Annotated in this window: 21 protein-coding genes; 5 read left to right on the top strand and 16 right to left on the bottom strand. The window is 45.7% G+C overall.

Going from position 1 to position 21,729, the window contains the following annotated elements; translation table 11 throughout:
• Positions 1–90: 90 nt before the first annotated feature.
• The 3 genes from ACQW03_RS06280 to ACQW03_RS06290 form a co-directional block, all read right to left on the bottom strand.
• Positions 91–855 carry an enoyl-CoA hydratase/isomerase family protein gene (locus ACQW03_RS06280; protein WP_258383046.1) on the bottom strand — a complete coding sequence of 255 codons (765 nt, stop codon included), beginning with the start codon at positions 853–855 and terminating at the stop codon, positions 91–93.
• Between the two features lie 61 nt (positions 856–916).
• On the bottom strand, positions 917–1,756 hold the full coding sequence (locus ACQW03_RS06285; RefSeq protein ID WP_071639732.1) for an enoyl-CoA hydratase/isomerase family protein: 840 nt from the start codon (positions 1,754–1,756) through the stop codon (positions 917–919).
• 28 nt (positions 1,757–1,784) lie between these two features.
• Positions 1,785–3,011: a M20 metallopeptidase family protein gene (locus ACQW03_RS06290; RefSeq protein WP_441948792.1), complete on the bottom strand. Its 1,227-nt coding sequence runs from the start codon at positions 3,009–3,011 to the stop codon at positions 1,785–1,787.
• 226 nt (positions 3,012–3,237) lie between these two features.
• Here ACQW03_RS06290 and ACQW03_RS06295 point away from each other — a divergent pair, with 226 nt between their 5' ends.
• Positions 3,238–4,551 carry a hypothetical protein gene (locus tag ACQW03_RS06295; protein WP_023987220.1) on the top strand — a complete coding sequence of 438 codons (1,314 nt, stop codon included), beginning with the start codon at positions 3,238–3,240 and terminating at the stop codon, positions 4,549–4,551.
• Positions 4,552–4,768: 217 nt separating this feature from the next.
• Here the strand turns inward: ACQW03_RS06295 and ACQW03_RS06300 are convergent, their stop codons facing one another.
• From ACQW03_RS06300 to ACQW03_RS06325, 6 genes are all read right to left on the bottom strand, one after another.
• Entirely contained in the window at positions 4,769–5,407 is a 639-nt protein-coding gene (locus ACQW03_RS06300) for a glycoside hydrolase family 11 protein (RefSeq protein ID WP_023987219.1), read from the bottom strand.
• Between the two features lie 545 nt (positions 5,408–5,952).
• Positions 5,953–6,561, bottom strand: coding sequence for a TetR/AcrR family transcriptional regulator (locus ACQW03_RS06305; RefSeq protein ID WP_220030822.1), 609 nt, complete (start codon positions 6,559–6,561; stop codon positions 5,953–5,955).
• A 6-nt stretch (positions 6,562–6,567) separates the two neighbouring features.
• Positions 6,568–7,173: a VC0807 family protein gene (locus tag ACQW03_RS06310; protein WP_053324732.1), complete on the bottom strand. Its 606-nt coding sequence runs from the start codon at positions 7,171–7,173 to the stop codon at positions 6,568–6,570.
• Positions 7,174–7,589: 416 nt separating this feature from the next.
• On the bottom strand, positions 7,590–8,342 hold the full coding sequence (locus ACQW03_RS06315) for an amino acid ABC transporter ATP-binding protein (protein ID WP_025683111.1): 753 nt from the start codon (positions 8,340–8,342) through the stop codon (positions 7,590–7,592).
• Between the two features lie 15 nt (positions 8,343–8,357).
• Complete coding sequence (locus tag ACQW03_RS06320; RefSeq protein WP_013308988.1) at positions 8,358–9,017, bottom strand: amino acid ABC transporter permease; 660 nt, start codon at positions 9,015–9,017, stop codon at positions 8,358–8,360.
• A gap of 40 nt (positions 9,018–9,057) precedes the next feature.
• Positions 9,058–9,825 carry an amino acid ABC transporter substrate-binding protein gene (locus tag ACQW03_RS06325; protein ID WP_071639730.1) on the bottom strand — a complete coding sequence of 256 codons (768 nt, stop codon included), beginning with the start codon at positions 9,823–9,825 and terminating at the stop codon, positions 9,058–9,060.
• Positions 9,826–10,143: 318 nt separating this feature from the next.
• On the opposite strand from ACQW03_RS06325, the gene ACQW03_RS06330 reads away from it, so the two are divergent.
• The 4 genes from ACQW03_RS06330 to ACQW03_RS06345 all read left to right on the top strand — a co-directional run bounded on the left by ACQW03_RS06330 (position 10,144) and on the right by ACQW03_RS06345 (position 14,242).
• Positions 10,144–11,070 (top strand): ABC transporter permease, encoded by a 927-nt coding sequence (locus tag ACQW03_RS06330; RefSeq protein ID WP_023987210.1) that lies wholly within the window; start codon positions 10,144–10,146, stop codon positions 11,068–11,070.
• Position 11,071: 1 nt separating this feature from the next.
• Positions 11,072–12,022 (top strand): ABC transporter permease, encoded by a 951-nt coding sequence (locus ACQW03_RS06335; RefSeq protein WP_076293398.1) that lies wholly within the window; start codon positions 11,072–11,074, stop codon positions 12,020–12,022.
• 196 nt (positions 12,023–12,218) lie between these two features.
• Positions 12,219–13,862: a peptide ABC transporter substrate-binding protein gene (locus ACQW03_RS06340; RefSeq protein ID WP_441948798.1), complete on the top strand. Its 1,644-nt coding sequence runs from the start codon at positions 12,219–12,221 to the stop codon at positions 13,860–13,862.
• Positions 13,862–14,242, top strand: a complete 381-nt coding sequence (locus ACQW03_RS06345) for a DUF3899 domain-containing protein (RefSeq protein ID WP_220030821.1) — start codon at positions 13,862–13,864, stop codon at positions 14,240–14,242. Before ACQW03_RS06340 ends, ACQW03_RS06345 begins: the two co-directional genes overlap by 1 nt.
• 266 nt (positions 14,243–14,508) lie before the next feature.
• Here the strand turns inward: ACQW03_RS06345 and ACQW03_RS06350 are convergent, their stop codons facing one another.
• The 7 genes from ACQW03_RS06350 to ACQW03_RS06380 all read right to left on the bottom strand — a co-directional run bounded on the left by ACQW03_RS06350 (position 14,509) and on the right by ACQW03_RS06380 (position 21,706).
• Positions 14,509–15,054: a hypothetical protein gene (locus ACQW03_RS06350; RefSeq protein WP_023987205.1), complete on the bottom strand. Its 546-nt coding sequence runs from the start codon at positions 15,052–15,054 to the stop codon at positions 14,509–14,511.
• 338 nt (positions 15,055–15,392) lie between these two features.
• The gene (locus ACQW03_RS06355) at positions 15,393–16,493 is read right to left on the bottom strand and encodes a toxic anion resistance protein (protein WP_441948801.1); all 1,101 of its coding nucleotides are present in this window, start codon (positions 16,491–16,493) and stop codon (positions 15,393–15,395) included.
• A gap of 97 nt (positions 16,494–16,590) precedes the next feature.
• Positions 16,591–17,271: a hypothetical protein gene (locus ACQW03_RS06360; RefSeq protein WP_071639727.1), complete on the bottom strand. Its 681-nt coding sequence runs from the start codon at positions 17,269–17,271 to the stop codon at positions 16,591–16,593.
• Positions 17,272–17,329: 58 nt separating this feature from the next.
• Positions 17,330–18,361, bottom strand: a complete 1,032-nt coding sequence (locus ACQW03_RS06365) for an ATP-grasp domain-containing protein (RefSeq protein ID WP_441948804.1) — start codon at positions 18,359–18,361, stop codon at positions 17,330–17,332.
• Positions 18,362–18,378: 17 nt separating this feature from the next.
• Complete coding sequence (locus ACQW03_RS06370) at positions 18,379–19,215, bottom strand: HAD family hydrolase (RefSeq protein WP_441948806.1); 837 nt, start codon at positions 19,213–19,215, stop codon at positions 18,379–18,381.
• On the bottom strand, positions 19,212–20,363 hold the full coding sequence (locus ACQW03_RS06375; protein WP_441948808.1) for a cysteine protease StiP family protein: 1,152 nt from the start codon (positions 20,361–20,363) through the stop codon (positions 19,212–19,214). The genes ACQW03_RS06370 and ACQW03_RS06375 overlap by 4 nt, the downstream gene beginning before the upstream one ends.
• Positions 20,360–21,706, bottom strand: a complete 1,347-nt coding sequence (locus ACQW03_RS06380) for a phosphoribosyltransferase family protein (protein ID WP_441952320.1) — start codon at positions 21,704–21,706, stop codon at positions 20,360–20,362. The genes ACQW03_RS06375 and ACQW03_RS06380 overlap by 4 nt, the downstream gene beginning before the upstream one ends.
• Positions 21,707–21,729 lie beyond the last annotated feature (23 nt).

A 21,729-nucleotide genomic window follows, 5' to 3' on the forward strand; every position in this document is an offset into this window, starting at 1 on the left:
GCACCCTTACATCCTTTCTCAGTTTTCAGTTTTCTTTGGCATAAGATCTTCCTACTGCTTGACCAATATAAACGTTCGGCATCGTTTAAACTATCGCTCGTTCCTCTGAAAACGTTCCTTGATTTTCATCAGCCTCTCAAGAACATCCTCTTCATCAATGGCCATGTCATACAATTGGTGAGTAAGCTGGAGACCTTGATCGTTGGCAAGGGCTTTTTTCCATGTGTGCGACACAATCGAATGAGTAAGATGTCTTACAAAGCGAGGTGCCTGCATGATCATCTCTGCCAGTTCCCACGCACGTGGAAGAAGCTTTTCACGAGGCAGTACCTCACTAACCAGACCGAGGTCTAATGCCGCTTGTGCATTAATATTCATACCCGTGTATGCGCAAAATGCCGCTTTCTTGATTCCCAGTATATTTTGAAGTGCTAAGACGATTCCATCTCCAGGCGGTACACCGCCTAGGTAATGAGCATCGAAAAACTCTGTGCCTTCAGCACAAATGGTAATATCACAAAGCGTTCCCATTTGCCAGTGTGAGCCTGTACCATTGATCACCCCAATTGTGGGGATGTCGATGCAATAGATCATATTTTCAATCATTCTCAACGATTCATGATATAATTCCAGTTTCCGGTTATTCGGCCAATCCATGAATTTTGTTGTCCAGACTTCAGGATTGCCTATTTGCCACAAATCTCCTGTCCCTGTAAGGATCATCACCTCATTTTCAGGGTCACGGCCAACATCTGACCATACATTGCCATATGCAGTTTGGGTCGCCCAGTCAAATTGAAGAGGTCCCCCGCGAGTGTGCATACGCACTTCGAGTATGCCGTCACGGCGAGTCATGAAGAACAAGTCCTTGTACTTCTCCGAATATTTTTCGAATCTTGTAGGTCCCGCCATATCTCTATTGAACTTCGTTGCCCATTAGACGTCCTTGCATCTTCATCAGTCTCTCAAGAGCACCTTCTTCATCAATAGCCATATCGAACATTTGGTGAGCAAGCTGGAACCCTTGATCACTGACCAAGGCTTGTTTCCATGGACGGGATATAATTGAATGTGAGAGATGTCTCGTTGAACGTGGTGCCTGCATGATCATCTCCGCAAGTTCCCAAGCACGTGGAAGGAGCTTTTCGCGGGGGAGGACTTCACTAACTATGCCTAGGTCCAATGCGGTTTGACCATTGATATTCTTGCCAGTGTAAGCGTAATATGCTGCTTTCTTGAAACCTATCATGTTCTGCAGCGTGAGTAACATTCCATCTCCGGGAGATGTGCCTCCCAGAAAATGAGGATCAAAAAAGTCCGCGTCTTCTGTACAAATAGTAATATCACAGAGAGTTGCGAGTTCACAATGCGTTCCCGGCCCATTGATCGCCCCTATTGTGGGGATGTCAATGCAGAATATCAAATTTTCAAGCAGTCTCAGCGATTCATGATACTGTTCGAGCTTCTTTTGCTTCGGCCAGTCCATAAATTTTGTATTCCAGACATCAGGGTTCCCTATTACCCATTTATCCCCTGTTCCAGAAATGATCATTACCTCGTTTTCAGGGTCACGGCCAATATCTGACCATGCATGGGACCATGCAGTATGGGCTTCCCAAGAATGTTGATACGGCCCTCCGTCGGTGTGCAACCGCACTTCAATTATTCCGTCACGACGGGTCATTAATAGAAAGTCTTTGTACTTCACCGAGTACTCTTCAAATTTTGTTGGTCCAATCATACGTCGCTCTGTCATTTCAATTCCTCCTAGTTTTGTTTAGATATTATCTATTACTTTCAAGCCAATCTCTGGCGAAAGCAGCGTATGCCGCAGCCCCTTTATAAAGTACCTCATCCGAGAACATCGTCTTTGGATGGTGCATAGGGTAACCATAACCTTCTTCGGTATTGCCTGCGTTAATAAACACTGAGGTACTTGGCACCGCTTGTGATACAAATGCGAAGTCTTCTGATCCCATTAATTTACCACCGGGTATCAATTGTGTTATACCGATAAAGGAACTGGCGCCAAAAGTGTTGGCAATAGTAGTTCTCATTTGATGGTTCAGCCCGCTTTCCGTTTTCACCTCAGGACAGCCCCTGGTATAAATCACATCCACCTTTGCATGAAAAGTTACTCCAATACCTGCAGAAATTTCGTGGATACGGGTTTCCATTTCATCCCGCAATGCGGCGTTAAATGTGCGTACGCTGCCTTTCATTCTGGCAGTATCGGGAATCACGTTGTTTGTACTTCCACCTTCCATCACTCCAATTGTAAGAACTGCACTCTCCATTGGCGAAATTTCACGGCTTACGATCCCCTGCAGCGCCAGATGAAGATGAGCAGCTACATTTAATGGGTCTACTGCGGCACTAGGCATCGCTCCATGTGCGCCCCTTCCGCGGATGATTACTTCGAACCAATCAGAAGAAGCTGAAATCGCTTCTCCGGCCTCAGGCACTACAAATTGCCCGGCAGGAATTGGCATTCCAGTCAACACGTGAAGCATCATGGCTGCATCCACTTTAGGATTTTCGAGAATCCCATTCTCAAGCATCATCTTTGCCCCGTGCAGAGTCTCTTCACCCGGCTGAAACATAAGCTTAACCGTCCCGCGAAGCTGCTCTTCGTTTGCCTTCAGGATCTCCGCAGCTCCCAACAGCATGGAAGTATGCAAGTCATGACCGCATGCATGCATGTTTCCATTCAACGACGCAAAAGAAATATCCGTTTCTTCTTGAGTGGGCAGCCCATCCATATCCGCACGAATAAGAATCACCTTCCCGGCATGTTGTCCGCCGATCGTAACCGTTAGACCTGATTCTCCTACGGGAGTGGGCTTAAGACTCATCGACTCCAACACCTCTTTTACGTAGGCAGTTGTCCTGGGCAAACTTAAATCAAGTTCCGGAATCGCATGCAGATGATGCCTGTACATGACCAATTTTTCCTGCAGCTGATGGGCCATACTCAAAAAGTCTCCAGCTTCTTCAATCACAATGAACATCTCCCAAAACACAAATTGAATGAACGTAAGAACAGAGTAAACATCCCCCCCTTCTTATTTTAAGACTTTTTAAGAACAATTTTATCGTACTTTTAAATTTATTAAATGTAAAGAGAAAATAAGACATTTTAAGAACGCTTTTTTTTGGAGGCTACCGGAACATTGAAATATTACATTTATTGTGATATAACTCTTTTGATTGAACTGTTTATGAAAGGAATCTACCATGAAAATCAAGCTGGGTATTATCACGCCTGAGACCCATATGGACTATTTCCGCGCCATTGAAGAAGAAATGCGGTCGGTATGTCAGTTCCGTTTTCTTACGATCAACAACTTCCGGGAAACAAAAGACATATATCTTAAAAACTTAGGTTCGGTAGATGGATTTGTTATCAGTGGCAGGATGCTTTACGAGTCAATTGATAAGGAATGCTTGGATGAAAAAGTACCTATTCACATTTTGCAGGATAATGAAAACCTTCTATATAGGGAACTTTTCCGGCTACTGGTTACATATCCTGAGCTTGATATATCTAGGATCTATGTGGATTATGCGTATATTATCGATTCTTTCAGTGAATTCCAACAATACCTGACTCATGAGGGAAAGCCCATTAACAACGACGATCTGCTCGAACGGGTGGAAACAATGCTCGAAAACCATATCACTCTGTGGGAAGATAAGAAAATAGACCTGTCCATCACGGCGTTCGGCCACTTTGTTCCAGAACTCAAAAAGCACGGAGTCAGATATATCTTAATCCGGCCCACTTTGGAAAACGTTAAAGAGACCATAAGAGAGATCATCAACGAGATTACCATCCTCAAGCTTAAGAGTCAGAGGGCAGTTGTCGCATGCTTATCGACCAAAACGGCGGAACCGCCATCTGAAGAGCAGCTTCATGAGCTAAAGGTCCTTGTCGGCAGATTTCTGCGAAGCGTGAATCTGGCAGACACGGCCCAAATTTCGGAAGGCTTTGTCAGACTATACACCACCTATGGAAATTTCATGAAAATCACCTCTAACGCGCATAACTGCACCCTGCTGGAGTATCTGGAAGAGCGCATAAGCGACAAGGTGAAGATCGGGTGGGGCTCAGGGCATGAATATTTTCAAGCTAACATTAACGCCACCAAAGCTCACAGACAGGCGGAAGCCTTTACGGGTAGCTGCAGCTTTTTTATAAACGAGGATCAGAAGGTTATCGGCCCAATGCGGAGCATGAATGTCATACAGTTCTCTGAACAGGGGGACCCGGAAATCATCGCGTTAGCCAAAACTATCGGAATAAACAACATTAACTTGCAAAAAATCATGTCCTACGCAGAAATCATGAGAACAAATAAATTATCCTCTGAGGATGTTGCTCAATGCCTGTCCATGACCGTCAGAGGTGCAAACCGTATCCTTAACAAAATTGAAGAAAGTAAATACGTACAAACGGTATTTGAAAAACGAGACAACAGTAAAGGGCGACCAAAAAAATACTACGAACTGTTGTTTCTCGACAAAGAAGGGCGCAAATTAAGCAGATGACACGCATTGTTACGTTTGCCATTTCGACTTTAAATTAATGGCAAAAAAGGCACATTTTCAAAACTGAAAACGTGCCTTTTTTGCGCTTAATTTACCAAGTCAAATCACTTATGATCGATTCATTTAAACCCTATCTATCAGACAGCTCTCAAAACCCGCTTATCCTGTGAGACAGTCCCAACCGCGCCTGTTCGTTGAACAGCTTGTGGTTGAGTGATTACCACACCGTTACGTCAGAACTCCCACTACTTTGATACCCCTCTGTTGCTAACACCTGGTAAGACCAGCTATTCCCCAGATTCATTCCTTTGCTCGCCCATGCTTTCACGTGGTTGCTGAAAGTGATCGTGGAGTTACCCCCGGTCGGTCTCTTCGACTGTCGAACACTCCAGTACTGAATAAACGTCGTTTTTTCGCCTTCAATGGAAGGGGCGTCGTATCGCATTGTTGTGTAGATGTCATATGTGCCCCCATCACTGGTCACCGTACCTTTATACGTTCCGGTAGGTCGATAAGTCCCCCAGCTATCAACGACATAATATTCGATGAGTGAGTTTTTCGTCCACCCGTAGAGAGCCAAGTATCCATTACCGGACGGCGCCCAGACACCGGCATTGTAGTTAATCGTTCTGTTTGGCGATCCAGTAGTCCAGCCTTTGCCGACAACAAAATTCCCGGTATCCTTCCATGTTACGCTGTAATTACCGCCTGATCCATTAACAGCATTGACCGTCCCACCGCCATCGGTCCAATTTTGCCAATAGTCTGTCGCTGCACTTGAGGTTGTTGCAAACAACCCAAAACTCATGGAAGCTGCAAGAACTACCGTCATCATTTTCTTACTAAAATTAAACATAATCTACCTCCTAAAATTTTTGTGTTTGTCCCATACACCTGCTTGTTAGTTGATTCTGTTTGTAACACATCTCTTATCTGTGCATATCCCGTTTTTTTACTTTTACCTCCCTTATGTGTAAATTATAGAATGATAGCGTTTGCATATAAACCTAGCAAATTAAAGCTTTAACTCTATTATGTTTAGCTCTCTTTGAATTTTATAGAATAATTCCAGTATTACAGCGATGGGAAGCACCACCCGACAGCGTAGTGGCGCCTCATGTACATTTTTAACTCAGCTTATATACTAAAAAAACTTTATGCAAATAACGCATAAATCTCAATATGCATCCATCACATGCTGTAAAATGTGCTTGGGTGATTAGCAGTGCTGATGAGAATTCTCGATTCACGTGAGGACAAACACTTAACTTTTCATAGGAGGTATGATAAAAAATGATTTTGGAGGATACCGTTCCGATCGCTGTTATCCCTAGATTTTTCCTCAATAAATATAAATTTAAAGGTAAGATCCGGGGATAACAAAACGAATGGAGGGGCTCACTAGCCTCTGCCTGCGCCCCCCAGCGCATTCATCAAGAACTCGTAAATTTCCAGTTCGTTGATTTTATCGCCATCGGTCACTATGTTATGCTGAACTTGCAGTCCGTTCTTGAACACGGTGAACATCCGAGCTGTCCTGTCCGCATCGATTGAAATAGGGATAGCTCCATTCTGCTGTCCGACTTCGATCCACGTTTTGGCAGTGAGGATAGATGCTTCATGATAACGTTTCAGAATTCCTGCCACGGCGGGCTTATCCTGTTGGCTGAGTAGATAGATAAAAATCAGGCTGGTAGCGCTGTTCCCACTGCCGATGTTACGAAGCCGTTCAGTTAAGGTGTTAAGCGGGGACTTGATTCCTTCTGGTCCTGCGGGAGTCCGGGCGACAGATTCAAAAAAACGCTGATTGGTTTTCTCCATTCCCGCCTCCAGAATCATACCGAACAATTCATCTTTGCTTTTGACATAATGGTAAATGGCTCCTTTAGTCAGTCCGCTGCGATCCGCAATATCCTGTAGTGTCGTCGCCCGACAGCCTTTCTCCATAATCATCTCTTCGGCAATCTCAAGCAGCTTTTTTAGACTGTCGTTCATCGCTTTGTCTTGCATAATCTTTTACCTCCCGGTTGTCTGTCTTTTTATTCGTTTAATGAAACCAATATTCCACCAGATCGTCAAACCAATAATCACGTAAGTGAAGAACGAGGATACGGCCAGAAAGGTCGGTATGGACAACGAGTATACCAGCACTACTTTGATGAAGGCTTCCAGCAGCAGGCTGAGTCCCCACACCGCCGTTATCAGGCGGAAATTAAAGCGATAGCGGGGAAGTTTCTCCCATTTATCGTTCATCTGAGGATTATGGCCTGTGAATCTTTCCGCAAAATAATAAATTAATGGTCGACCAAAGAGCAGCGAACCTAGAAACACCACCCCCATAATACCGGTCACATAAGACTCCCGTAGCAAAATAAAGCGTTCATCACCGCCCAAGAGAACAGCCACGACGCCAAGAATCAGACCAAGAAAAATAAAGCCAGAGAACACATCTGCTTTACGGGTCCGTATAAGGCTGTAGATCGAGTCGCATAGTGGTACAAGAGCAGCGATAGACAGAGCCACCACACTGCTCGTATACGGAATTAGCAGGCGATAAGTCAAATAAGGCAATACAAGATTGATGATTAACGTAAAGATGATTTCGTTGCGAGATTTATTCATGATCGACTCATCCTCTCATCATTTAAAACCTACCTTCGGTAGGTATCTTTTATTTTACATACCTTCGGTAGGTATGTAAAGATTAAAAAATAATAATACCTGACGTCATGACTTTTTACATAAGAATCATTAAGGTTTTTTACTCCTTGTTAAACCAGCTTTTTGAGAGCTTACATTCTATATTTCCTCATGTTGCTACACGTTTCTCATACCCTACAACTACAAAAAAGGAGATGGCGCTTGCCATCTCCCTTGCTTTTATTCTTCTCCCACACTTCCTGCTTAAAAACTTGTTGCAGCACAGGTTGTCGGTGAGCGGAGCGGGCAGAATTGTTCTGAAGAAGCATGTGCGTTCGAAAGAACAATCTGCACGCGCAGGGCCTCCCCGACACACACTCTAACAAGCAACTATTTTTTTAAGCCTCCACCCGATTCAAAAATACCTTCGTCCGCTCCAGCTGCGGATTTCCAAAAATCTGCTCTGGTGTACCGGATTCCGCGATTTCTCCATTATCCATAAAAATGACACGATCCGCCACATCTCTCGCAAAATTCATCTCGTGGGTCACGATGACCATCGTCATATGTTCCTCAGCCAGCTTTTTGATAACTCGCAGCACCTCACCCGTCAGCTCGGGATCAAGGGCCGAGGTCGGCTCGTCGAACAGTAAAATATCAGGGTTCATCATCATTGCCCGGGCAATCGCCACACGCTGCTTCTGTCCCCCCGACAGTCGGGATGGATACGCATCTGCTTTATCTGCCAATCCGACTTTAGCCAGCAACTCAGCGCTTTGGCGACGCAGTTCAGCCTTGCTCACCTTTTTCACCAGCTTCGGAGCCAGCTCCAGATTATCCTGCACCGTCAAGTGAGGGAACAAATTAAAATGCTGGAACACCATGCCCATCCCGGTGGTAATGCCCTTAATGTCACCTGCCGGAGCGTACTGGCCGTTTTCCACCAGTGCTTTATCATGAATGCGGATCGTTCCGCCCGTCACATCTTCCAGGTGTACCAAACTACGGAGCATGGTACTTTTTCCTGAACCTGAAGGACCGATGACGGCTACAACCTCGCCCGCTTTAACGTTAAAGCTCACTCTTTTCAGAACGTCGAGCTTGCCGAACGATTTTTTCAAATCGGTAACTTCTATTGCATTAGTATTCATATCCCGACATTCCTTTTACTCGAATTTAAAACGTTTTTCCAGCGCCCTGAAGAATAGCGTCAGCACCAAAGCTAACAACAAATAAATAACCGCCGCTACAACATAAGGTACAATCGAGAAATCACGGTTTACAGCCGTATTGGCAAAATGCAGTAGTTCTGGTACCGCTACTGCATACAGTAGTGCCGTATCTTTTACCAGTGTTGTCGCCTCATTGGTTACCGCAGGCAAAGCAATCCGTACCATTTGCGGCACAATGACTCTAATCAGCGTCTGCGACTTGCTCAAGCCCAGCACTTGCGAAGCCTCGTATTGCCCTTTATCAATCGACAACATCCCACCTCTAAAAATTTCTGCAAAATAAGCCGCATAATTCAGTACAAATGCCAGTACCGCAGCCGTTGTCCGGTCCATTACCAGATACTCCCCAATGACAGGCAGCATCGGCAGACCAAAACAAAAGAACAATAATTGCAGCAATAGCGGCGTGCCGCGTATAACATAAATGTACGTATGCATCAGCCAGGCGATTGGCTTAATCCGGCTTTTGGCCAGTAAAGTAACGATAAAACCCAATGGAATAGACAAGATGAGCGTGATGAAAAATAAAATAACCGTCATCTGTGCCCCTTCAAGCATAGGCTTCATAATTCGTAAAATATATTCCATACTCATAACCTTCGACTCCTAAACCCTTAGTTCAATACACTACGTATTAATTTAATACTTTATCTTCACCAAACCACTTTTTCGAAATTTCAGCAGCTTTTCCGTTCTTGTGCAGCTCATCCAATGCGGATTGCAGCTGCGTCAACAGCTCTTCATTCCCTTTTTTCACACCGATGCCGTATTCCTCAGGGGCCAATGATTCATCAAGCAGCTTATATGTCCCTTGTTCCTTCGACATATAGTATTTGGCGACGACCTCATCAATGACAACCGCATCCAGACGTCCGGTTTTCAAGTCCGTCAAAGCGAGAACATTATCCGGGTACTCGGACACAGGCTTCAACTTGCTTTTGATCGGATTCGCATCCAATGCATCGGCTGCTGAAGACAGCGTCTGGAGTCCGACCGTTTTGCCCGCCAGATCAGCCAGCTTGGAAAGACTGGAAGTAGCCGGAATGACAATCACCTGACTGTTTTTCAGATATGGCTTCGTAAACAGCACTTTTTCCTTGCGCTCATCCGTAATGGTGTATCCATTCCAAATGAGATCAATACGTCCGCTGTTCAGCTCGGATTCTTTGGCAGACCAGTCAATCGGCTGAAATTCCACCTGTTTACCCATTTGTTCCCCGGCCGCTTTCGCATAATCAATATCAAAGCCGGTCAGCTCGTTATTTTCATCTCTAAAGCCCATCGGGGCGAATTTATCATCAATTCCAATAATCAATTTACTGTCATCCTTACCGCCGGAACATCCGGCCAACACGATCATCATCAATCCAATTAACATCGTAAACATGGCTGCTTTTCTCATCTTATTCCCCTCCAACAATGATGACCCCCGTATCCAAGAACAGGTGGCAAACGCTTTAGCTCGTTAACACGTTATCAGAGTATCATCATAACACACCGCAGGATACTCGTCGAGAGGAATAAGCGGAATCTTAGCCTTATATAAATGGAAAACCTGTGACGAAAATTTGACCGATGTTCTATAATGTAAAACCTTACCTTGACATGTCACCTAAACCGTCTTATTATTTCCTAGTATTCTTATATACTTTTATTTATTTTAAAATTTCAGCAGCAATAGTATGTAAATCAGCTTGATAGACAGGAGAAATAAAGCCCCATGTACATTTTAAAGCGTCTTTTTACGATGTTCATAACGTTGTGGATTATCGTCACTTTAACGTTTATCATCATGCACATCATTCCGGGTGATCCATTCTCGAACGATTCCAAAACCATCCCGGAAGCGGTATTACAGAACATGCGTGCCAGGTACAATCTAGACAAGCCGCTCGCTGTGCAGTATGTGTTGTATCTAAAAAATCTGCTAGTGCTGGATATGGGCCCGTCTATTCAATCGAAAACGACGGACGTCAATATGCTCATCGCCCGAGGTTTTCCACCTTCTGCATTGCTGGGTATTCAATCCATCGTAGTCGCGATTATTGCCGGTATTTCGCTCGGAACACTAGCTGCTCTGCACCATAATCGACCACTGGATTATATCTCGATGTTTATCGCCATTGTTGGTATTTCCGTACCCAGCTTCATATTGGCACCGCTGTTAATCAAGTATGTTGCCGTCCAATGGCACCTGCTTCCGGTCGCCTCATGGGGAACCTGGCAGCATACGGTGCTCCCGTCGCTAGCTCTCGCTGTTTCACCTCTTGCCGTTATCGCCCGCTTTATGCGGACGAGTATGTTGGAAGTTATGCATGAGGAGTATATACGCACTGCCAAAGCAAAAGGGTTGTCCTCTTGGGCAGTAGTCATTCGTCACGGATTACGCAACGCGTTGATTCCGGTGCTGTCCTTTATCGGACCGCTATTCGCTTCCGTTATTACAGGTACCTTTGTCGTTGAAAAAATATTCGCCATTCCCGGCATCGGTAAATACTTCGTAGACAGTATCTTTAACCGGGATTATCCAGTGATTATGGGGACGACCATTTTCTACAGTGCCATTCTGGTCGTTACTTTATTTTTAATTGATATATCCTATCGCCTTGTCGATCCGCGAATCAAATTAGACAGCAAAGGAGATTAACATGAAAGCAGCACCTACTGTCGAAAAGGACAGCCTGTTTAGTCTTGTAGACCGCAGCCAGATCCCCACCCCCACGTTGACCAGACCCAAAGAATCACCCTGGCGGGATCGGCTACGCAGACTTTTTAACAACAAGCTTGCTCTGTTGGGGCTTTCTCTACTTATTATTATTATTGTGCTGGCGATTGTTGGACCTTCCATGGTTCCTTATGCACCGAGTGATCAATCCCTTTTGAAGACGAATCTTTCTCCTTCGGGAGAGCACTGGTTTGGCACGGATGATCTAGGGAGGGACGTATGGGCACGGACATGGGCCGGAGCTAGAATTTCACTCATGATCGGCTTTGCCGCTGCTGCCATTGATTTGGTGCTTGGCATTCTTGTCGGCTGTGTTGCTGGCTATTGTGCTGGGCACGGTAAAACGGGCGACCGGATCGACAGCATTCTTATGCGTATTATTGAAATTTTGTATAGTATTCCTTATCTGTTGGTCATCATTTTGCTGCTGGTCATTATGAAGCCAGGCCTGCTCACAATGATTATTGCATTATCTATTACTGGCTGGGTCGGTATGGCCCGTGTAGTGCGTGGGCAAATCTTACAGCTGAAGCAGCAGGAATATGTGTTAGCAGCCCGTAGCTTGGGGACATCTCATTCGCGTATTATCTTCAGACATTTGCTACCAAATGTAGCGGCAATCATTATTGTAAATTTGACGTTCACTATTCCGTCGGCTATTTTTGCCGAATCGTTCCTGAGCTTTCTCGGTCTGGGGATTCAGTCTCCTTCGGCCAGCTGGGGGACGATGGCTAACGATTCACTTGGCGTTATTTTAAGCGGTCAATGGTGGCGCCTATTCTTCCCCGGGCTGATGATATCGCTCACCATGCTGGCGTTCAATACACTTGGAGACGGGCTTCAGGATGCACTTGACCCGCGCTCACAACATTAACAACAGAGAGATCCAAATTGGACAAGGAGGGGTGTCACCATGATCCGCAGCTTCACGCCTAATCGCAGGAAAAACGGAAGTTCCTTTATCGAAGTGCGCACACGCGGCATACCTGCGGGAAAGGAGGATGAATAAATCCCGGTACGGTGTACCTTATTTTTGGCATAACTAATCACAGTAATGGAGGAAAACCACGATGAAAAAAATGCATTGGATGACGATCATCTTACTTTTGGCCGTAACGGCTTTGGCTGGATGCTCTGGTACTTCGGACAAAACAGCAAGCAACGACCCGTCCGCTACGCCTCAAGCAGATATCCCGCAAGAAATTACTGCCAATCTGGCAGGTGGAGAGCCTTATACGCTAGACCCTGCTTTCGCATCAGATACAACGTCCTACTTTGTGATTGATAACTTGTACGAAGGGCTGTATACATACGATAAAGCCGGTAAAATCGTAGAAGGCGCTGCCAGCAAAGTAGATGTATCTCCTGACGGCAAAACCTACACCTTTACTATCCGTGACGGTGCAAAATGGTCGAATGGTAACACGCTGACAGCTAAGGATTTTGAATACTCCTGGAAACGGGTACTGAATCCGAAAACAGCTGCCTACGATCCTTCTGCCCTCTACTACATCAAAGGTGCCGAAGCGTACAACACAGGCAAAGGTAAAATTGAAGACGTGGGTGTTACAGCCAAAGATGATAAAACTCTTGTAGTTGAGCTGAAATCACCGCTGAGCTTCTTCCCAACGATCGCTGTGGGTCATGCCTATCTGCCAGTAAACCAATCGGTTGTTGAGAAAAATGACAAATGGGCAGCAGAAGCGGGCACAATTGTCGGCAACGGTGCGTATGTAGCTAAGGAATGGAAACATAACGAACAAATTACGCTGGAGAAAAACGATCAATTCTGGAACAAAGATGCCATTACAATGACAACGATTAACTTTAAAATGGTCCAAGACTCCACAACTTATTATCAAATGTATAAAACGGGCGATCTGGACCTGATTTTGAGCCTTCCCGTAGATACACTGGATCAGGAAAAGAGCAACAAGGAATTCCTGTCGCATCCATCTTTCAGTGTGTACACCTATTCTTTTAACGTAAAACAAAAGCCGTTTGACAATAAAAAAATCAGACAGGCCATTTCCTACGCGATTGACCGCGAAGCACTGGCTACCAGCGTAACCAAAGGTGGCGAAACTCCGGCTTACGGTTATGTTCCATACGGAACAACAACGCCATCCGGCAAGGACTTCCGTGATGAAGCACCGAAAAAATACTATGAGTTTGACGCTGCAAAAGCAAAACAATTGCTGGCCGAAGGTCTGAAAGAAGAAGGTTTGACCAAGCTGCCACCAGTCACCTTTAAATTCAACACTTCGGACAAGCATAAAAAAGTAGCTGAAGCGATTCAGGAAATGCTGAAAACAAACCTGGGTGTTGAAGTGACGCTGGAGAATCAGGAATGGAAAACGTACATTGATACCTTTAAACAAAAGAACTTCCAGATCGCCCGTATGGGCTGGGAAGGAAACTTCCTGGATCCACTCGGCGTATTGGGGCATTATACTTCCAAAAATTCGAACAACTTTACCAACTGGAGCAACCCGGAGTATGACAAACTGATCGAATCTTCAACCTTTGAGCTTGATCCGGCAAAACGCTTTGAACAGCTCCATCAGGCAGAAGACGTATTAATGGAAGATCTGCCGATTATTCCGATCCAGTTCTCTGCGGACACCGCATTAATCAGTCCTAAGATTCAAGGTATCGTATTTGATGCTCGTTCGAACCCAGACCTGCGCTTTGCGAAACGGGTCGAAAAATAATGATTTTACGTTTCGGGATCACTGCCCTGATTGTCGGTACTTTAGGATTTTTGTACGCCACCCCCCATCTTTTGTATGGTCGTGAAAACATGGGTACTGCAAATCTGCTATTCCTGTTGGGGTTGCTGGGCTTGGTGATCGGTGCAATCTTCCACGTTCTGCAAAGCGGTTTTTTAACCCTCTTCCTGCGGGGATTTACCGACATCAGACAGTTGTTCATTCGTCAATCCAAAGCATTACGAGAGGAAAATGAGCGTTTGCGTTCCGATGAATCTCTGTCAGCCTGGAAAACATCCATGTTCCGCCACCTCAAGGTATATACTTCGGGGTGCGGGGCGGGGCTTATCCTTTGCTCGATGATACTAATGGGAATAAGTTAGTTAGGCATATGAAAGCTTTTTCGCGGTTGGTGGGCGCTGCGCGTGCAGATTGTTCTTCCGATCGCCACGCTTCTTCAGAACAATTCTGCCCGCTCCGCTGGTACCCGCCGTAGAGCTTCCATACGTTTTAGAGGTGTGAATGGTAAGAGAAAGGTAGGCCAAGTTTAAATCACTTAGCCTACCTTATTTTGTAGCTCAGGTACACAAAAAAGAGAGAGTTCCGCGGAGCTAGTTCGTGGGACTCTCTCTTTTTTGTTTCAATAAATCTACCATCTGCGTCGTTCGTCGCCTCTCAGGGGAAAGTCGCTCAATTCTCCGAGTTGGTCATGTGCAGCTTTATAAATGCGAAGAATAGCTTGTACCTTGTTAAAGTCATTGTCTTCCGGGCCGAATCCTTCCATATACATTTTTTGAATAATGTTTTGGAAGAAATCCATACGTTCGCGGACGGAATCCTGCTCGATTTGCAGTACCTCTTCAAAGCTGTGTGTCTCAGCAAAATCAGACAGCTCATCAAACTCTTGCTCCTGATATCGCTCTCCCCGAGTTTCGGGATTGAGATCAATAGAGGTGCGCAAGGTTGACAATAAAATATTTTCGCGCGCCAGCATGACATGAAAATCTTTGTTCTTAAACAGATCCGTAACGATCAGACGGCACATTTCCTTGTTCTGCAGCAGAATCCCGTCAAAAGGATGCAGCGTCCACACACCGTAGTTAAAAAATAAATTAAAATTGAAGTTGCTGCTTCCATACTGATATACAATGTTGATTTTCGATTCGTCGATGATTTCAAATGAAAATTCCAGCATGCATTCTCCTTTGGGATTCCAATATTTAACTCTATCCTATCAGAAAATGCATGATTTTCAATAAAGAATTTTATTTCACAGAATCATTTAACTCTGCAATTGAATCTGCTTTTTCGCTGCTGGCAGCCACAAGTAAATAGACAATCACACACCCTAAAATAAAGGACATCATACGCTCGCTCTCTCCTTTTGTCATTCGCTTTTTAAGAGTTTATGCACGAGAGTGCTATGTATGTTCATCATGTCCTTTATTAGCTGCTGCCAAACCAAAAAAAGACGCCTTTTGGAGTCATCCGGCGTCTTTTTAATAGATTAGGTCCTATTATTCTAAATTGTCATCAGTTCAAAAACGAGCTTAGACCCTCAGAAGAATTGCTATCCTTCAGCGTTTTGGATGGTCCTTTCCCTTCGATCCCCAAGCGTTGGCTAAGGTTGGCATTGATTGCTGTCATTTTACTTGTGTAATCATGGCAGCTTTCAATAATTTGGCGATTCGATTTTTCAGACAGATCCAAAGCAGATACCAAATCACCAATCGCCTGATTCACAGCCTCCAGTGACATAGAAGGCTTGCTAAGCAGATCTGTTGTTCTCTCGGTCGTCGTTTTGAGAAGCTTCGCATTTTCCTTGAATTGATCTTCAATGGTACGGTTGGTTGCATCGACGGCTGAAATGATTTTATCCTGATCCGCCAGCGCCATCGCGATCATAGCCGATACAGTAATCAGATTCGATGTTTTATCAATCGCATTATTTACAGAATCAATCAGTTTATCATTGTTATCATTAATAATATCTGTTGCTGCAATCGCCTGATTATATAACAAAATCATTTCTGTCATCGACTGTGTACGAGTAACCACCTTGCGCAACCCCCGCTCCAGATGAGGCTTACGGTTTTCATTTTCCGGCTTGGCAATCTCAGTCTCAAACAGTTCTTTCAAGCGATTACCAAAGGCAATCTTCGTCTGTAAATTGTAGATTTCTTCAATGGAAGCCTTCTTCAACTGTCTCATGCTGACGATGTTTTCTTCCAGATTATCCTTACCATCTCTCAAGGCAGTAATGATTTTCTCGATGTTCGTCTTCACCGACTGATACTTGTAAATGTAGTTTTTTAACGAGCTTTTACGCAGAAGCTTGCCAAAAAAACTCACATTTTTGCTCTGCTGGAGCGTTTCGCATTCATCACGCAGCTTTAAGATCATATTGGATACCTCAGCCCGATCACCGGACATGAGGTCGTTTACCGGACGATCCAGCATTTTAAGGGTCTGCCCCGCACGTTCCTGCGTCTTAACCCCCAGCTTACCGATATCATCCATTAAGGTATCCAAGCTCATGACATCGCTTTGTGATACCTTCTGAATCAGCTGTGAAGCCTCCTCAGTCACCTTTTGTTCATCTTCTTTTTTCAATTCAGCCCATGGGGTCGCCATACGCTACCTCCTATTCTGAAAACAACTGTTACCCAAGGCTAATCGTTGTTATTCAGAGCAGCTATACTGCTACTTTTTTATTTTTTCAAAAAATCGCCTACAATTCGGAACTGCTATATCGCTGGTGAATAAGCTCCGCTTTGCTCTGTAATTCCAACAGATCCTTATGCTCCACCGTAGATACAATTACAGATATTTTGCTGTCCACATCCCGTAATCCGTTTAATAACGTCCTCCGGTTGGTCCGTTTCGCATCGCCGCTGAGCCGAAGAAACGGATTAATCAGTCCGTTCAAATCCTTCAAAATCAATCTCCGAACCGTGTGATTCACTTCGCTGTTGTTCAGTTCATGCAAAAGTGGAATGACCCGCTGCAAACGTGCAAATAGAGCCAGCGCCTTCTCGACAATCTCGTTATCAAGCGCATCCTTCTGTCCCTCGGAGATCACCATATCCTCCAGTACCTCCAAATACTCCATCACCTGAGCAAATTCACTGCTCACCTGAACTGGTTGACGTACTTGTCCTGTCATAGACTCCGGTCGAACGGCAGCTTCCTTTTCATGCTGATGTGTCTCAGCGACCTGCTCCTGCACCACCGGAATCACGGAACCGGTCAGATTGGGGCGAGGATGACGAATAGCCATGATGGCACTGTATCCTCCCAAACCAATGATCGGAATCGCCAAACACACAAACAGTGGCAACCAAAAACTTAGTAAAAGCGCAATCAGATAGCTAACCACAGCAATCGTGGCACCCCACATTTTTGACGTCATAGCTTGTACCTCCTGACGTAAACCCTTACCATATTGTAGAAAACAATATTTGTGTGTGTCAATGTACGGATTTACGTATGGTGATTGGCTGCTCGATATGACTGGCTAAAATGTCGTATTGCGGATGAAGTGAACCTATCTCATGACCCAAAGCCGATTTCACTGCTAGATAAGGAAAATTGATACCAGACAAACATGATACATGAAGTCCTCCGGACATCCGCGGATTGATCTCTAGCAGCTTGGCATGCTCGCCGTTATATTTTACCTGAATGTTATAATTGTACGGAATGTGATACGCCTCAGCGACCTTATGTGCCACCTCCAACAGCTCGGGATGCTGCTCCAGCAGCCGTAATCGTCCTCCTGCCTTCCTACGCGGCACCGCCGCTAGCAGCTTTCCGTTCCGGTCAGCCAGGCAGTCAATACTGTATTCGTATCCCTCCAGCAACTCCATCACCATCAGATTGGGAAATGATTCTGTGGATGACAATACGCGGTGTGCTTCCTCGAACGAAATATGATTCAGCGCATGGCCGAACAGTTCCTCCAGCGGATTACGTTCATTGTCGATGATACGAAAGCCCATTCCGCCTTCTGCATTACATGGCTTGAAGCATACCTTATGTCCAAGTGCTATTAACGACTCATATGCCTGTTTAAACTGCTCGGCATTGCTGGCAATGGCATAATCGGGAATCGTGACAATTTCCTTTTGACGAATGGATTCATAAAACAAATCCTTTTCCATCAGTTGCTCCAGCAGTTCGGTATCTTGGCATACCATCACTTTTGTCCCAATATCATCGAACAAATAAAGATGCTTGCTAATATCGAGCATATTCCACCGTGGGATAAAGACATCAATTCCGTGCCGCTTGCAAAAATCAGCGCAAAATTGTGCGTACTCCACACCACTGGTGCGAGGCTCTACTTCAGCCACATCACTGGCCTGTAGCGCCATGTGCTGCGGATCTGAGTGTGTTGCATAGATCTCGAACGGAATACCGTCCTCATTGTTACGAATAGCATTCATATAATGATACGCCACTGAAAACCAGCGGTTAAAATACACCTTAACCTTCTTCACAGAGCCACGTCCCCTATCTATTCTGAAAATGAAGTTTGAGCTGCGAACACAATCCGGTGTATTTCATGAACATACGCCATGATTTCGTCCGCTGCATAAACCCCCGACACTTCTGTAAAACGGTAATTGACCTCCAGCTTATCCCGCAGCTGTTCCCGATACAATTCACCATGACGGGGAGCAATCGCGTAATCGGCATAGTCCAGCAGACAACGGTCCAGCAAAGAGTCACCGGACGCAACCACAGCCCCACCATTCGTGAGATTACGGATATGCTCCACGGCTGCCTGTTTATTCACCGCCGCAGGCACCAGATATATCTTACGACCTTGAATGGATACCTCCCAGCCCATTTCACGCATGATTCGCGCCTTCTCCAGCACCTGTTCCAGCGGCATACGATCCCGTTCAATCACGAAAGCATAGAATAACTCGTCGCAAAAGCGCTCGTTTACCACCCAGTCTTCATGCAGCACCTGTCCGAACACCTGACGTGCTTCTTCCGCATGAGCACCATCACGGCGTACTTGTTCATGAATACGCCGATTCCACTCTCGATCCACCTCGCCTCCGACGATGATGTTTCCACCATTACTCGTCACGGCATATGCGGGAACCAACTCCGTCTGAAATACAGTGATTCGTCTATACTGTTCTATCGTCCGAGTCGTCACGGGCATAAACATCACATCTTCAGGCAGTGTACTTAGCAATTGCAGGGCTCGTTCAGAAATAAAAGCCGACGTCGCCCCGTCTATCTGTTCCGCAGGCAACAGACCAGAGGACTCCAGAGGTACACCAAGCGAACGTTTGGAGTAAATCAGTGTCTGATCCAGATCACTTGCGTAGATCATTCTTGTCCCCCCTTGAGCGGCTTGATAATTCCGCAGCAGGAATAAGTCAATCCTTCAAATACCTCTACAGGCACTCCACGATCCTTTGCCAGCAGCATAATATGCTGGAGATTCGGATTATCTTCGCGGTCAATCAGAATTTTCCACGGCACTCTGCGCAGCAGTACACGAGTCGTCTCCCCCACTCCGGGCTTGACCAGATTGATATCCCGAATACCAAATGCCTGCTGAATCGCCTCAATATCCCGTAAGCCCTGCCATGTCACCGCAGGCGGATTCAATGTCATTTGTTCAGCATATACAACTGCCGTTTCAGCCACGTCTTGAAAGTACCCGGATACCGTATCCACAAACGTATTGGACTGATCCACTGACCGCCAGGATTCATAAAATTTGGCCCCATGGAAATCGTCAGGGCCTATGAGATCGTCGCGTAATACCGTCCGACTCATCAAACCTGATACAGTCGAATTCAGACAAGCACTTGGAATTAAATAATCTTCTCGTGTACCAAAGGATTCCGAACATCTGCCCGGATCGGCCAGCACCGCCAGATCATCATTTAGACGCAAACCGTAATCCGCGTTCATCTCACGACAGGCCTCAATCAATACCTGCCGAATCGCCCCTTTCCCCGTCCAGCCATCGACAAACTGAAGTTCAATCTCCAGTCCGTGCTGCTGTAAGATGTATAAAATCGCATTCCGGTCAATGCCTTTGCCACGAATAATAGAAATGCTGTAATGCGGCAAGGATACGCCATACTTCCAGTCAATATAACGCTTGATCAGGATACCAATGGGCGTCCCTGCTCTGGCAAGAGAAACAATCGCCGTGTTCAGGCCTCTTTTTCTCACAATCATCTCAGCCACAGAAGCTGCCGCTAATGCAACCTTTTTGGCAGATTGGGCAAGCGTTTCGTGAAACAATGCAATATACTCTGCTGTCGGCTCGTATTCCACTGGCAGCATTTCTGAATAATGGACTCCCGACTGAATCGCCTCTTCACGATCCTCCGTCCCTTTTTCCAACGTAACCCGGCTCAAATCCTTCAATAAAAAAGTGACATCCGAGGCAGGATAACTGCCCAGCGGTTCGGGCGGATGAATGTTCTTCTGCTGTATTTGCTCCATGAGTGCTTGCTTCATATCCGCGCTCCTTTACTCTCCTGTCTAGTTAAACCGTTAAAATAAACGACATGCACTTTATCGCAGCCCAGACGGGTCAAAGCCTCCAGCATGGGGTTCATCCGCTCTGGGTCCGATTCCCTTTCCATCAAAACGAATATTTCGTCATACTGACCGGGGTCTACATTATAAATAAAATTGCGTATCGTACTGTCCTCAGGTGATGGATATGTCACACCACAGGCGACTCCATACCCTTCTTCGCGGTGGGGATACACCGGGCTGCGTGTCGTCGATTGAAAATACACATTCGGACCTAACTCTGCTGCAATCCGCATTGGAATGTACATGAATTCCCCCGTGCCCATAACCAGCGTGCGTTGCCCAGAACGAAGTTGGTTCAGTCGTTTAGCTGTACGCGTGATTTCTGCATCCAACGCTGAATTATCAGCGGATTGTAGACCAAAACGGCCTGTATATTTTAGATAAGGAGCTGTATTGGCGTACCCGTCCGTTGACATGGAGCTGTGTACTACCCGCTCAAAACCGGAAGCATCCTTTTCAAAACGGTGGTCAATTATTCCAGAAGCGTATTTATTAACCTCTGCCATGCTAGTGGCTGCATGTTCTGGGTACAAGGCCTGTGCAGCATATTCTGCGTGATCCAGTATCGGTACTCCCTGTACCTCAATCTTCCCTTTGAGCAAGCTTAAAGGCGTAATCGTAATGCCTAGCTCTGCCTCCAGATCAGTGAAAGCCTGCTCGTCGCTGTCTGTCCGCCAATCCAGTAACGAAGCAATCACATACTGTTTACGCGGAAAATGCTCCTGAATATCCCGTATGATATTAAGCGTTGTTTTTCCCGTCGTAATTTCATCATCTACCAGCACAATCGGGCCATCTCCTGCAAAAACATCTTCATCCAGTGCATAGCAACGATGATCAACAGCGTGCGAATGCTCTTCTTCAAACCGAATAATAGGCCGAAGGCCCGGAATATCCTCGCGCGTCGTATGAATATACGAGGCTCCGTCGTCAAACAACCGATACATGCTGTGTCCCAGTGCTGTAGCCGTCTCGGCAAAACCAACAAACTTGATCGGCTCCGTAAAAGCAAAAGCTAAACGTTCATCCATCAGCTTTCGGTAGGCCTCTTTCGCATAGTCCGGGTCAAGAAGTCCTCTCACGGCCTCTCCAATCAGTTCATCCATTTGTTGTCCTGCCTGCGGGACAAGCTCCTTATATAGTAGAATCGCCAGCGCCCCACCACTGAGCAGAGAAGTGTATGGGTTTACCGGAATATGCTTACCCAGCACCTTGCTGACAAACAAAAACGAACGCTTTTTATTGACCCGTGCCGCCATTGCAAACAGCTTGTCCACAGGAA

This window comes from Paenibacillus sp. DRB1-1 (assembly GCF_052119485.1).
GTDB lineage: Bacteria > Bacillota > Bacilli > Paenibacillales > Paenibacillaceae > Paenibacillus > Paenibacillus polymyxa_B.